This is a genomic window from Eggerthella timonensis (assembly GCF_900184265.1).
Classification (GTDB): domain Bacteria; phylum Actinomycetota; class Coriobacteriia; order Coriobacteriales; family Eggerthellaceae; genus Eggerthella; species Eggerthella timonensis.
Map to the genome: position 1 here is coordinate 2,911,757 of NZ_FXXA01000002.1, position 14,109 is coordinate 2,925,865.

A 14,109-nucleotide genomic window follows, 5' to 3' on the forward strand; every position below is an offset into this window, starting at 1 on the left:
CATCCCACGATAGGAGGAGCCCTTGGAAGCGCTCATGCTCGCCCTGCTCTTGCTGGCAGCAGTCCTCGTCTCGTCGGTCATCGACCAGCTGGTGCCCAAGATATCCTCGCCCCTCATCCAGATACTGCTGGGACTGGGCATCGCGCTTCTCGCTTCCTCCCAAATCAAGATCGAGCTCGACGACAAGCTGTTCCTCGTGCTGTTCATCGCGCCTTTGCTCTACGACGAGGCCAAGAACATCGACAAGGCGTCGCTGTGGAAGAACCGGCGGCCCGTGCTGTCGCTGGCCATCGGGCTCGTGGTGGCCACCGCGCTCGTCGTGAGCTTCGCGGTGAACTGGCTCGTGCCCTCCATCAGCCTGTTCGCGGCGTTCGCGCTAGGCGCGGCGCTCGGCCCCACCGACGCGGTGGCCGTGGCGTCGCTGTCGAAGGAGACCAACATCTCATCGCGATCCAAGAGCATCCTCGAAGGCGAATCGCTCATCAACGACGCGTCGGGCATCGTCTCGTTCCAATTCGCCATCGCCGCCGCCGTCACGGGCACGTTCTCGCTCGTGGACGCCACGGCCGACTTCCTATTCAGCTTCTTCGGCGGCATCCTCATGGGCATCGTGCTGGGCTATCTGGGCAACTTCCTCGTGCGCAAGGTGCGCTCCTGGGGGCTGGAGAACACGACGTTCCACGTGCTGTTCGAGGTGTTCACGCCGTTCATCGTGTACCTCGTGGCGAACGCGCTGCATACGAGCGGCATCCTGGCCGTGGTGGCAGCCGGCCTCGTGAACGTCATCTCGCCGCGCGTCATCGGACCGTCCATCTCGCGCATGAACATCGTGTCGACGAGCGTGTGGCGCGTGCTGTCGTTCACGCTCAACGGCGTGGTGTTCGTGCTGCTGGGCACGCAGCTGCCGCTCGCGTTCCAAGGCACGTGGGAGAGCACCGCCATCGCCAACGACAAGCTGATCGCCTACGTGCTGGGCCTCGCGCTGCTCATCATCGCCGTGCGGTTCGTCTGGGTGCTGCTCATGGAGTGGGTGCACAACCGCAAAGACCCCGATTCCGGAACGTTCGGCCTGGAGAACGTGCGCTCGGCCGCCGTCATGACGCTGGGAGGGCCGAAGGGCACCATCACGCTGGCCGTGGCGTTCACCATCCCCTACTCCGTGCCCCAACGCGATCTCATGATATTCATGGCCTGCGGCGTGATCGTGATCACCCTGCTGCTGGCCACGTTCGTGGTGCCGCTGCTGGCCCCGAAGAAGCCCCCCACCGACGAGGACCTGCGCTGCGACGAGACCGAGGTGAGCATCGAGATCCTGCGCACCGTCATCGAGGACCTGGCCGCGCGCCAGACCACCGAGAACCGCGCCGCCACGCAGATGGTCATCCACTCCTACAACGACCGCATCGCGCGCATCAAGAGCCGCAACGACATCGAGGACAAGCCGAACACCGCCCTGCGCCTCCAGGCGGTGGCGTGGGAGCAGCAGCTCGTGCTCAAGCTCATCGACGACGAGGAGATCTACCCCATCATCGGCTATCAGTACCTCAGCCGTCTCGCCCGCATCGAGAACATGCTGCAGCACCATCGTGGCCGCTGGTCCGCGCAGAACTTCATGCTGCGCCTGCGCGCCATCGTGCGCTCGGGCTGGCACCGCATCGTCTCCGGGCTGCCCGGCATCAACGTCACCGAGCGCGTGCAGGCCGTTCGCGACCTGCAGATGCAGTGCGCCGAGCACGTGGTGGAACGCTTGCAGCAGAAGCTGGCCTCCCCCGACTCGAACGAGCCCACCGAGGACGTGAGCACGCTCCTGCTGGAATACCAGCGCTCCATCACGGCGATGCGCAACGCGAACCCGTCCATCACCGCGCTCACGAACACCGCCGGCAAGGCGCTCGACATCGAGCGCTACGGCCTTCGCCTCGAGCTCGACCAGATCCAAGCGCGCTACGAGGAAGGCGAGCTGTGCCGCGCCTCGTACAAGCGCCTCCGCGAGAACGTCTACCTCATGCAGGTGGACCTGGAAGACAACGTGTAGGACGCCCCCGGCGCGGTCGGACGGGTCAAAGCGGCGCCTGGGGCAAGCATGCGAGGGCCTATGCGTTGCAGAATCGGGTTTTTGGCGGCTTTTTCCCGCTTTCAGCGCGCCCGAGGATTGCCCGCTGGCGCGCTCTTCAGCAAAACCCCTGGTAGCGCAACCTCCCTTCGATCAGCCGCGCCGCGCGCTCTGCCAAAAGTCCGATTTTGCACCATATCGCCGCGCCGGAACGACCGAACACAAGAAAAGAGCCGGAACCCCCTGAGGGCTCCGGCTCTTTCGATCGTCGAACCTTGCTGCGGAAACGCGCCGCAAGCGCTTTCTGACGAGCGCGCTACATCTTGGCCGGGGCCGTGACACCCAAGAGATCGAGCGTGGTGGCCAGCACGATGCGAGTGGCGTCCGCGAGTGCCAGACGCGCGTTCTTCACGTCGTCCTCCTCGCCGATGACATGGCAGTTCGTGTAGAACGAGTGGAACAGCGCCGCAAGGTCCTGCGCGTAGTGCGTCAGGCGGAACGCAGCGCGATCGCGGGCCGCCTGGGCCACGAGCGGCCCGAAGTCGTCCATTTTGCGCATGAGCGCGAGCTCCGACTCGTGCGTGAGCGGCGACAGGTCCACGTTCGCCGGGATCACCTTCGCGGCCAGCTCGTCCATCGTGATGTCGCCGTTCGCGGCGGCCTCGGCGTCGGCCTCGTCGGCGGCCTTGCGCAGAATCGAGCAGATGCGGGCATGCGCGTACTGCACGTAGTACACCGGGTTCGACGCGTCCTTCTTCTTCGCCACCTCGATGTCGAAGTCGATGGGCTGGTCGGAGGACTTCGCCAGCATGAGGTAGCGGGTCGCGTCCACGCCCACCTCGTCGATGAGCTCCTCGAACGTGATCATCTCGCCGGTGCGCTTGGACATGCGCACGGCTTCGCCGTCGCGGAACAGGTTCACCAGCTGGCCGAGCATGATCTCGAGCGCGCCGGGCCAGCCCCAGGCCGCGAGCATGGCCTCGCAGCGGGCGATGTAGCCGTGGTGGTCGGCGCCCCAGATGTTGATGAGATGGTCGAAGCCGCGCTCCATCTTGTTGTAGTGATACGCCACGTCGCTCATGAAGTACGTCATCTCGCCGTTGGCCTTGATGAGCACGCGATCCTTCTCGTCGCCGAACGCGCTCGACTTGAACCAGGTTGCGCCGTCCTCGACGTAGATGTAGCCCTTCTCGTCCATGGCCTCGAGGCTGCGGTCGACCGCGCTCTTGCCGGTCTCGTCAGGCACGTACAGGCTGCGCTCGGAGAACCAGCACTCGAACGTGGTGCCGAAGCGCTCGGTGACGCGATGCTGCTCGGCCAGCTCGTAGGCGTAGGCGCGCTCGCGGAAGTTCTCCATGCGCTCCTTCGGGTCGGCGTCGAGCCACACATCGCCGTCCTCGTCGATGATGGTCTGCGCGATATCCTTCACGTAAGAGCCCGCGTAGCACGCCTCCGGCATCTCGACGTCGCGGCCGAGCAGCTGCTGGTAGCGCACGGCCACCGACTCGCCGAAGTTGTCCATCTGCGTGCCGGCGTCGTTGATGTAGAACTCCTCGAACACGTCGTAGCCTGCGTGGCGCATGACGCGCGCCGTGGCGTCGCCGAGCGCGGCCCAACGGCCGTGGCCCACGTGCAGGGGGCCGGTCGGGTTCGCCGAGATGTACTCGAGGTTGATCTTGCGCTCACCCTCCGGGATGGTACCCTTGCCGAAGTCGCCCTTCTCGGCGCGCGCGGCGGCGACGACGCTCTGCAGCACGGCGTTCGCAAGGCGGATGTTGATGAAGCCGGGGCCAGCGATGTCGACGGAGGCGATCATGTCGTTCTCCGGAAGGTGGTCGACGATGATCTGGGCGATCTCGCGCGGATTCTTCTTGGCGAGCTTTGCCGAACGCATGGCGACGGTGGACGCCCAATCGCCGTTGCTCTCGTCGCGCGGGCGCTCGAGGGCCGCCTCGGGAGCCTGCTCGAGCGTGAGCGTTCCGTCCTCGCACGCGGCCGCGACGGCTGCGTCGATCAGCTGTTCAAGTTGTTCGCGAATTTGCATGGTACGCATCTTTCCTTAGCGGATGGGTCCTTCTTTTACACGTCATTCGATTCTACCATGTTCGCGCATGTTTGGGGCACGCGGCCCCCAACGCGTTTCGCCCGGAGGCCCGTTATGCAGAAAACATACACACGACCTCGGATAAGACCGATTTCGTTGCGCAGATATGGTAGAGTTGCCTGCGACCGACGAGAGAGAGGGCCAGCATGGATTTGCGATTCGAGCACGGGAACTTCGAAGACGCGCGCATCGTGCGCACGCGCGTCTTCATGGAGGAGCAGGGATTTCAAGACGAGTTCGACGCCGTGGACGACGACCCGCGCACCATCCACGTGACGCTCTACGTTGACGACGCCCTCGTCGGGTGCGCACGCGTCTTCCCCGACCCCGACCATCCCCACCAGCCCGGACGCTGGGTGTTCGGCCGCCTGGCCGTATTGCCCGAGGCGCGCCATGGCGGCTTCGGCGCCAAGCTGCTGGCCGAGTCCGAGCGCCTGGCGCGCGAAGCCGGCGCCGCCGAGGTGCACCTGCACGCGCAGTGCCGCGTCACGCCGTTCTACGAGCGCGCGGGCTACGAGCAGTACGGCCCCGTCGAGCTGGACGAGCACGTCGAGCACATCTGGATGAAGAAGGCGCTGTAACGAGACAAAGGGGCGGGGTCAACGTCTCATTTCGACCCCTGCCTACGCGAAGAGCCCCCGCCGAAGCGGGGGCTCTCGTATACCGTCGTGCACCACGCGGTTTCGCTTGTCGCGATGCGCTTACGCGACGCCTGGTATGACCATCATCGCAACCGTCAAGATGATCACGCACGCCACGCCCAGCATCACGAACAGCTTGCCGCCGAACTTCAGCCACGTGGAGTACTCCACCTTGGCCAGCGCCAAACCGCCCATGATCGCACCGCTCGTCGGGGTGAACAGGTTCACCAGGCCGTTGCCGGCGCTGAAGATCATGATCATGACGTCGGTCGAGAAGCCCAGCGAGTTCGCCAGCGGCCCCATGATGGGCATGGACACCGTTGCCATGCCGGACGACGACGGGATGAGGAACGACAGCACGATGTACAGCAGGAACGACATGGGGGCGAAGATGACTGCCGACAGGCCGTTCAACGCATTCGCTGCGTTCTCGAGAATCCACATGTCGAGGCCGGTCTCGCCCATGAGCACCGTGATCGAACGGGCCATGGCGATGATCAGCACGACGCTCATCATATCGGCGGTGCCGTTGATGAACGCCTTCACGAAACGGCTCTCGGACACGCCGCCGACGATGCCGATGACGATGGCCATGATAAGGAACCAGGTGGAAGCCTCGTCGAAGTACCACTGACCCAGCGGCAGACCCGTCAGGAACGCGGACCAACCCTCGGAAATCTGGTCTTCCGTCGTGACCGTGCCGGACACATCGCCCGTGAAGGTCAGCTCGCCCATGTCTTCATCTGCGTACACGGCGGAGATGTCGTCACCGGTAACCGGCGTCGTGACTTCCTCCGTGGCTGCGCCGGCATCGAACACCTCGACGCCGAAGTCGCCCCAGGGGATGAAGCCGACGATCATGACCACGAACGTCAGAGCGAACACGATGAGCGTCCACTTCTGGCGGCCCGTCATAAGCTTCTCGTTCGGGTTCGCCTCAGCGCTTTCAGCTTCCTGCTGAGCCTCGCCGAACTCGGCCTTCATGGTCTCCTGCTCCTGCAAGGACAGGATGGTGGAACCCTTGTTGGCCTTGACCTTCTTCGCGTAGCGCATGACGAAGACGATGGAGATCGCCAGCGTCACGAGCCACAGCACCACGCCGAGCATGATGATGGTGCCCTGGTTGATCTCGATGCCCGACGTGCTCAGGGAGTCAACGGCAGCACCAACGGCGAACGGGTTGACCGTCGAACCGAGCACGCCGCAGCCAGCGCCCAACAGGACGACCGCAGCACCGACAACGCTGTCGAAGCCTGCGGCGACCATCGTGGCCGCGAGCAGCAGGTAGAACGGTACCGTTTCCTCGCACATGCCGTACGTCGTACCGCCGATGGAGAAGATGAACATCAGAATGGGGATGAGCACGAGCTCGTTGCCCTTCAGCTTCTTCACCAGCGCTGCGATACCGGCGTCCAGCGCGCCCGTCTCCGTGACGATGCCCAGGAAGCCACCCAGGATCAGCACGAACAGACAAACGGGTAGAGCGTCGGTAAAGCCCTTAACGGGAGCCGTTGCCACATTGGCAACCGTGGCGCCTTCGATTCCCTGCACACCAACCAGCGACATCACTACCGTGACCAGCGCCAGCACGATCAAGATGATCAGCAGGATGGTAAACGATGATATAGATCGCTTTTTCTTGCTCTTTTCTTTTGCTTTCTCGGTCATAACAACCCCTCCTATTTGAGGATCGAGTCGGATATTTTGGCGAACGAGAAATTTTCAAGCGGATCAGTGGAAGCGTAACCGCACAATCCGCTGTACCCCTGCTACGGTGGCATGCGCCGAAGCGCATGCCACCGATCCATCGTGCGGAAGCGTGGGAAGCCTTCCGCGCACACGCAAAACGTTTACGCCGTGATGACCGTGCCCGTCTTGCCCTCGAGGCCCGCGGCGGCGCACTCGAGGCTCGTGATGAGCGCCTTGCCCTCGGGGAACGCGCGCACGTACTCGATGCACGCCTCCACCTTCGGGAGCATGGAGCCGGGGGCGAACTGGCCCTGGGCGATGTACTCCTCGGCCTCGGCGACCGTCATGGTGCTGATCTCGGCCTGGTCGGGCTTGCCGAAGTTGACGCACACCTTCTCGACGGCCGTGAGGATGACGAGCATGTCGGCGCCGAAGTCGGCCGCGAGCTTGGCCGAGGAGCGGTCCTTGTCGATGACGGCGGGGACGCCGACGTAGCCGTCCTCCGTCTCGAACACCGGCACGCCGCCGCCGCCCGTGGACACCACGATGTAGCCGTCGTCCATGAGGTCCTTCACGGCGTCGAACTCGACGATGCGCACGGGCTTGGGCGAGGCCACCACCTGGCGCCAGCCGCGGCCGGCGTCCTCCTTGAACGTCCAGCCGGTCTCCTCGGCCTTGGCCTTGGCCTCCTCCTCGGTGAGGAAGGCGCCGACGGGCTTGGTGGGGTTCTGGAACGCCGGGTCGTCCGGGTCCACGACCGTCTGGGTCACGACGCAGGCCGTGGAGCGCATGATGCCGCGCTCCTTCATGTCGTTGAGGATGGCCTGGGACAGCTGGTAGCCGATGTAGCCCTGGCTCATGGCGCCGGCCTCGGGGAACGGCATCTCCGGGGTCTTGCCGTCGTGCTGGGACGCGTAGGCGAACGCGTTGTTGATCATGCCGACCTGCGGGCCGTTGCCGTGGGAGACCACGACGTTGGTGCCCTCGCCCACCATGTCCACGATGTGCTTGGCCGTGTTCTTCACGAGCGCCAGCTGCTCCTGGGGCGTGTTGCCCAGGGCGTTGCCGCCGAGCGCGATGACGACGCTGGGGCCTTCTCCTTTAGCGTAAGGCATACTGGATCACCGTTTCTTTCTTTAGGAGAGCGTCGCGTACATGACAGCCTTGATGGTGTGCATGCGGTTCTCGGCCTCGTCGAACACCTTGGACTGCTTGGACTCGAACACGACGTCCTCGACTTCCATCTCCGTGACGCCGAAGCGCTCGGCGATGTCGGCACCGGTGGTGGTGTTGGTGTCGTGGAACGACGGCAGGCAGTGCAGGAAGATAGCGTTGGGGTTGGCCATGGCCATGACTTCCTTCGTCACGCGGTACGGCTCGAGGAGCTTGATGCGCTCGGCCCACACCTCGTCGGGCTCGCCCATGGACACCCACACGTCGGTGTAGATGACGTCGGCGTTCGTGCAGGCGTCCTTCACGTCTTCGGTCAGCTTGATCGTGCAGCCGTTCTCGGCAGCGATCTCCTCGCAGGTCTTCACGAGGTCGGCGTCGGGCATGTTCTCCTTGGGGCCGCAAGCGACGAAGTTCAAGCCCAGCTTGGCGCACACGACCATGAGCGAACGGGCCACGTTGTTGGCGGCGTCGCCCATGAACACCAGCGTCTTGCCCTTGATGTCGTAGTTGAAGTTCTCCTGAACCGTCAGGATGTCAGCGAGCATCTGGGTGGGGTGCCACTCGGTGGTCAGGCCGTTCCACACCGGCACGGAGGCGCCGGCAGCCAGCTCTTCCACGTCGGACTGGGCGAAGCCGCGGAACTCGATGCCGTCGTAGAAGCGGTCGAGCACGCGGGCGGTGTCCTCGATGGACTCCTTCTTGCCCATCTGGGAGCTGCCCGGATCAAGGTAGGTCACGCCCATGCCGAGGTCCATGGCACCGACCTCGAACGCGCAACGCGTACGGGTGGACGTCTTCTGGAACAGGAGGACGATGTTCTTGCCCTCGAGGTAACGATGGGGGGTACCCGTCAATTTCAGGTTCTTGAATTCGCGGGACAACTTCAGCAGGTACTCGATTTCCTCGGTGGTGAAGTCGAGGAGGCGCAGGAAGTCGCGACCGCTCAGGCTAGTAGGCATAGATCATTCCTTTCAACGTTGCTTACAAAACCAAACATGATACCGGCAGGCGGTGCCAAGTAATTCCGCCCGCCCCTCTTCGAACGCCAGGGCCGCGTTGCACGGCCCCGGCAATCCGGAAAAGGCAAGGGTAGCTCAAACAGCACTCGCGCACATGCAGCTGCGCGCGAGCTTGGAACCTTAGTCCTCGCGCACGAGCGGCATGCTCATGCAGCGCGGGCCGCCACGACCGCGGGACAGCTCGGCGGAGGGCATCTCGAGAACCGTGAGACCCTTCTCCTTGAGCAGCGCGTTCGTCACGTCGTTGCGCTCGTACACCACGATGGTGCCCGGGGCGATGCACAGCGTGTTCGAGCCGTCGTTCCACTGCTCGCGCTCGGCCGCGATGCGGTCGCCGCCGCCGCAGGGGATGAGCTCGACCGGGTTGCCGACGTACTTCTCGAGGATGTCCTCGAGCTTGCCGTTCATCTCCTTGACCTTGATGCCGTCGCCCTCAGGGGTGATCTCGAAGACGGTCAGCGGGCCCATGATGCCCGGGTGGATGGTGAACTTGTCGACGTCGATCTGGGTGAACACGGTGTCGAGGTGCATCATGGCGCGGTTGTTCGGGATGTTGAACGCCAGGATGGTCTCGACCGGGCTCGTCTCATCGTTGAAGATATTGTGCGCAATGGCGTCGATGGCATCGGGCTCGGTGCGCTGGGAGATGCCGATAGCCAGCACCTTGTCGTTGATGTTGAGGATGTCGCCGCCCTCGATGTGGAACGTGTTGTAGCGGCTGTAGTACTCGGGGACGTCCGCGAAATCAGGATGGTTCCCGAAGATGTACTCGGCGTAGATGGTCTCGCGGTTGCGCGTGACGGAGTACATACGGTTGATGGACACGCCGTTGCCGATGGACGCGAACGGGTCGCGGGTGAAGTACAGGTTCGGCATGGGGGCGACGACCATCTTGGAGGCCTCGCTGACGAGGTCGACGAGCGAGTTCGACGCATCGGTGTGAAGCTCGGTGAGGTTGATGCCCTCCATCGTCTTCATGACCAGGTCGAGGTTGTCGGGATAGTTGTCATTGAGGTAGTCGAAGATGATCTTCTGGTAGCGATCCGTGCGGATGCCGGCTTCCTCGATGAACTGCTTAAGGAACTGCTCGCGCAGCTCGGGGTTCTGATCGAGCACTTCGGCCATGAGCTTCTCGAGGTACACGACCTCGACGCCGTTGTCGCGGAGTATCTGCGCGAACGCGTCGTGCTCTTCCTGGGCGACCTTCAAGAACGGGATGTCGTCGAACAGCAGCTCTTCGAGCGTGTTCGGCGTCAGGTTCAGAAGCTCTCGACCAGGGCGGTGGAGCAGAACTTTCTTCAAGGGCTTGATCTCGCTCTTGACGTTCAAACCAGCCATAGCAACCCTCCTTTTCCTTTATGCATTTTCCAGATTTTTGGCTTGCGGAAGCACCCGTTGCGCACCGGGTGTCCGTTCACTTCGCCAAAATCTCATGGTTCGGATCAAATTGCAACCACAAAAACGAAACAAAACGGTGCCCCTCGCGATACCTCGTGTTTTTTCGGCGAATGGTCACCTCTCGTTGAGCAGTTTTTCATATTTTCGCCACATTTGCTTTTTCACGCTATAGCGATGAAGCGGCGTTTTTCACCCTGTTTCGCCCCTGAGACGACCGTGCGCCGGCCTTGCGAATTGCATATTTGATTAACTCGAATGCATAAACATTGAAAAAGATGCATTTCGGGCGCAACCGCTTCGGATCATGCCGATCAGGCAGCGCGCCCTGGGGACGCCCCGCGGGGTCGAACCATGGGCGATCTTCGGTAAAATACCAGATACCGGGCAGATTTTACTTCTTCGCTCCCCCGCCGAAACGCTTGACTTATCCATGCTTCGCACAGGGGGATTTTACGGTATAATACCGATGCTCGCTGAAACGCGCCCGTGGCTCAATGGATAGAGCAACGGACTTCTAATCCGTCGGTTGCAGGTTCGAGTCCTGCCGGGCGCGCCATCTTTCGCTTACGCTGCCGCTTCGCGCAATCCCCCTTTTGCATCCCTTTGAGCGAAAAACAAAATAGTATCGCATACTTTTCTCTATATCACAATAGAAAGTTCTTAGGTAGTTACAGAGTGATGACAAACACCCGTCTTTTTCCAACGGGGTGCGGAGAGTTGTCAACCGATTGGCAACAGCCCTCCGAATCGGCTCGTCCCGTGCGATCGTTGGCGTAACATGGAAAGCTCTATCATCCCCGAGCTCATGAATATTCTTCGATCGCACATCGAGAGGAGCTGCCCATGCCGTACATGGAAAACCACACGTTGTACTACAAGAAGCAGTGCCCGTTCTGCCAAAAGGTTCTGCGCTTCATGGATGACAACAAAATCACGATGGACACGCGAGACACCTTGCAGCCCGGCAACCAGAACGACCTCGTCCGCATCGGCGGCAAGAAGCAGGTGCCGTGCCTCGTCATCAACGGCAAGCCGCTCTACGAGTCGGACGACATCATCGCCTACCTGCGCACGACCGTCGCGTAACGCGATCGCCCGTCGCCTCGATCGAACAACCGCCCGCAAACACTGCGGGCTTTTTCATGCCGTGAACCTGCCGCGACGGCGATGCGCCACCCGCTCGTCCAGGTAGGCGATCAGATCCTCCTCGCGCGGTCCCAGGGTGTGCGCCTTGAGGTGCGACACGCCGAATCCCCAACTGAAACCGCAGGTCGGCACGGCCACCACCGATTCGCTGCCCTTGAACACCTCGAGCGACGCGAGGTGCGGCAGCGTGAACCCGATGCCCTCGCCGCGCAGAACGAATTCGTATATCCAGAAAATCTCGGAGTACTTCACGATCTCGGGCGGGCGGACCCTCTCGCGCTCGAAGCGGCCCACGAGGTCGCGGTAGCACTTGAAGTCGTCGCCGGGAATGGCAAGGCGCCGCTGCGCCAGGTCTTCGAGCTCGAGCACGGCGCGCTCGCTGAGAGGATCGTCGCTGCGCACCCAGTAACTCACGGGCGAGGAGTACAGCTCGTGGGAGTCGAAGTCGTCGACGGAGGACGTCACGGTGAGCGCGAGGTCGTACAGGCCGTCGCGCAGCACCGACTCGCACATCGAGTCGGGCATCTCGTTGAGCGTGATGGACACGTCGGGATGCTGCTTGAGGAAGCCGTCGAGAAAGCCCGATCCCAGAAGCCCGGGCACGCCCAACGAGCAGGCGATGCGCAGCTCCACGTAACCGCTCGACGAGATGCGCTCGAAAGCGCTGGCCAGCAGGTTGCGTTCGGCGCGCATGCGCTTGGCGTACTCGTACAGCTCGTCGGCGTAGGGCGTCGCACGACGGGTGCCGTCCTCCTCCACCGCGAACAGCGGCACGCCCAGCTCGCGCTCGAGGTTGCGGATCGCCTTCGCGAATCCTTGCGGCGACATGGGGACCTTGCCGGCCGCGGCGCTGAAGCTAGGCGAATCGTAAGCCAGCATGAAGTAGTCGTACTTGTCCTGCACCATCGCACGTCCCTCCCTCCGATGCGGAAGGGCTCCCTCCCCTGCTCCGCGTCGCCCATTGTACTACGACGGCGCGAGGCGGACCCGGCTTTCTGCTGTGCTTGAAACTAAGAGTTTCAACAGCATCCAAGTAGCTACACGTCAAGCTCTTGCACGAAATATCCATGAGAAACTACAGTGGGGACAGGCCGCAGGAGGGCGGCCGCAATCCGCTTCCTCGTAACGGAGGCAGCTAAGGAGGATCCATCATGAGTGCAGCTACCAACAACTTGAGCAGGCGTTCCTTTCTCGCAGGCGCCGGTATTCTAACCGCAGGCTTCGCCGGCGCGGCGCTGACGGGCTGCGGGCCGCAGCAGACCAAGGACGCCAAGGCCGACGCCCCCGCCGAGGGCTCCGACGCGAGCGCCGCGTCGGGCAGCTCCACCGCCGCCGACGACGCCATCTGGAGCATCCCCGAGCTGGGCGAGCCGAAGGAGACCGTGCAGGCCGACGTGTGCATCGTGGGCGCGGGCGGCACAGGCACGGCAGCGGCCATCCAAGCCATCGACCTGGGGCTCAAGCCGGTCGTCATCGAGCGTTTGAGCGGCTACGGCGGATCGTTCATCGGCACCGAGGGCATGACCGGCCTCGAGACGCACTTCACCGAAGCCGACGGCGGCGTGAAGTTCGCCGGCGCCTACAGCCCCGATGCCCCCTACGGCGTGAAGAACGCCATCAACACCTGCCTGAACTACCATCACTGGATCCCCCAGCACAAGCTGTACGAGAACTTCTTCGGCCAGACGTCCGAAACCATCGACTGGCTCGAGAGCCACGGCATCCAGTTCGAGGGCAACATCTCCATCGGCGTGGGCCCGAAGGTGTGGCACGTCTACGACAAGGGCGACAACGCGAGCCCCGGCGGCTACTTCATGCAGTGCTTCGGCGCCGAAGCCGAGAAGCTGGGCGTGCAGGCCTACTTCAACACGTTCGGCCGCAAGCTCGTCGTGGAGGACGGCAAGGTGAAGGGCGTGCTCGCCGAGAAGGAGAACGGCGAAGTGCTGAAGGTGGAGGCCCCCGTCGTGATGATCGCCACCGGCGGCTATGCCAACAACTCCGAGTTCCTCTACGCCGTGTCCGAGACGAAGAACGCCAACATCCAGGCGCTCGGCATGGATTGCCGCGCCGGCGACGGCATCAAGATGGCGAAGGACGCAGGCGCGGAGATGGCCGAAGGGCTGGGCACGGTCATGTGGTGCGGCCCGGTGACCATCGGCGCCGTGACGGCCACGTGGACCACCGATGCGTACTCCGCCGGCGTGCAGCCGACGCTGTGGCTCAACGAGAGCGGCTCGCGCTTCTGCAAGGAAGACCTGTGGCTCGACGACTTCGCGGGCGCGGGCATCTGCGTGCGCAACCAGGAGAAGACGTTCGCGCTGTTCACCGAGGCCGACATGCTGCGCTGGGAAGCGGAAGGCCCCGACGGCCAGGTGTTCTCGTTCGGCACGCCCGGCACGCCGTTGGCCAAGGCGCGCGAGGTGCTTGAGAAGGCCGAGGGCTGCCATGTGGGCGACTCCCTCGAAGCCGTATGCAAGGAAGTGGGGCTCGACCCGGCCGCGGTGAAGGCCACCGTCGACCAGTACAACGGCTACTGCGACGCGGCCGCCGGCCTCGACGGCGACGACACGAGCGCCGACGAGGAGTTCGGCAAGCGCGCGAAGTACCTGCACAAGATGGACGAGGGGCCCTACTGGCTGTGCGAGACGGCAGACGGCTTCTACACCACGTGCGGCGGCATCAAGGTGAACGAGAAGACCCAGGTGCTCGACCAGGACGGCCAGGTCATCGTGGGCCTGTACGCGGGCGGCTCCGACGCGGGCGGCCTGTACGGCGACTCCTACGACGTGAAGTTCGCCCCCGGCTCCCAGGCGGCATGGGCGGTCAACTCCGGACGCCTGGCCATGAAGGACGCCAAGGAGCTGCTGGCGTAGCGCGCCTCCCTTT

10 protein-coding genes and 1 tRNA gene are annotated in these 14,109 nt (G+C 63.4%); 5 read left to right on the forward strand and 6 right to left on the reverse strand.

The window, feature by feature from the left end; translation table 11 throughout:
- The first annotated feature begins 22 nt into the window (after positions 1–22).
- Positions 23–2,035: a cation:proton antiporter gene (locus tag C1A15_RS12235; RefSeq protein ID WP_101722832.1), complete on the forward strand. Its 2,013-nt coding sequence runs from the start codon at positions 23–25 to the stop codon at positions 2,033–2,035.
- A gap of 334 nt (positions 2,036–2,369) precedes the next feature.
- Here C1A15_RS12235 and argS read toward each other — a convergent pair whose 3' ends face one another.
- Positions 2,370–4,097: an arginine--tRNA ligase gene (gene argS / locus C1A15_RS12240; RefSeq protein WP_101722833.1), complete on the reverse strand. Its 1,728-nt coding sequence runs from the start codon at positions 4,095–4,097 to the stop codon at positions 2,370–2,372.
- Positions 4,098–4,303: 206 nt separating this feature from the next.
- Between argS and C1A15_RS12245 the strand changes: the two genes are divergently transcribed.
- Complete coding sequence (locus C1A15_RS12245; RefSeq protein WP_101722834.1) at positions 4,304–4,738, forward strand: GNAT family N-acetyltransferase; 435 nt, start codon at positions 4,304–4,306, stop codon at positions 4,736–4,738.
- A 120-nt stretch (positions 4,739–4,858) separates the two neighbouring features.
- On the opposite strand, the gene C1A15_RS12250 is transcribed toward C1A15_RS12245, so the two are convergent.
- From C1A15_RS12250 to arcA, 4 genes are all read right to left on the reverse strand, one after another.
- Entirely contained in the window at positions 4,859–6,466 is a 1,608-nt protein-coding gene (locus C1A15_RS12250; RefSeq protein ID WP_101722835.1) for a YfcC family protein, read from the reverse strand.
- 182 nt (positions 6,467–6,648) lie between these two features.
- A complete protein-coding gene (gene arcC, locus C1A15_RS12255; RefSeq protein WP_101722836.1) occupies positions 6,649–7,602 on the reverse strand; it encodes a carbamate kinase in 954 nt (317 codons plus the stop codon).
- 21 nt (positions 7,603–7,623) lie between these two features.
- The gene (gene argF / locus C1A15_RS12260; protein ID WP_101722837.1) at positions 7,624–8,619 is read right to left on the reverse strand and encodes an ornithine carbamoyltransferase; all 996 of its coding nucleotides are present in this window, start codon (positions 8,617–8,619) and stop codon (positions 7,624–7,626) included.
- Positions 8,620–8,799: 180 nt separating this feature from the next.
- Positions 8,800–10,017, reverse strand: coding sequence for an arginine deiminase (gene arcA, locus C1A15_RS12265; RefSeq protein WP_101722838.1), 1,218 nt, complete (start codon positions 10,015–10,017; stop codon positions 8,800–8,802).
- Positions 10,018–10,557: 540 nt separating this feature from the next.
- On the opposite strand from arcA, the gene C1A15_RS12270 reads away from it, so the two are divergent.
- Both C1A15_RS12270 and C1A15_RS12275 read left to right on the forward strand, forming a co-directional pair.
- Positions 10,558–10,633 (forward strand) — tRNA-Arg (locus C1A15_RS12270).
- Between the two features lie 287 nt (positions 10,634–10,920).
- Positions 10,921–11,163: a glutaredoxin family protein gene (locus C1A15_RS12275; RefSeq protein WP_101722839.1), complete on the forward strand. Its 243-nt coding sequence runs from the start codon at positions 10,921–10,923 to the stop codon at positions 11,161–11,163.
- Between the two features lie 54 nt (positions 11,164–11,217).
- On the opposite strand, the gene C1A15_RS12280 is transcribed toward C1A15_RS12275, so the two are convergent.
- A complete protein-coding gene (locus C1A15_RS12280; RefSeq protein ID WP_101722840.1) occupies positions 11,218–12,129 on the reverse strand; it encodes a LysR family transcriptional regulator in 912 nt (303 codons plus the stop codon).
- A 245-nt stretch (positions 12,130–12,374) separates the two neighbouring features.
- Between C1A15_RS12280 and C1A15_RS12285 the strand changes: the two genes are divergently transcribed.
- Complete coding sequence (locus tag C1A15_RS12285) at positions 12,375–14,096, forward strand: FAD-binding protein (protein WP_101722841.1); 1,722 nt, start codon at positions 12,375–12,377, stop codon at positions 14,094–14,096.
- Positions 14,097–14,109: the final 13 nt, after the last annotated feature.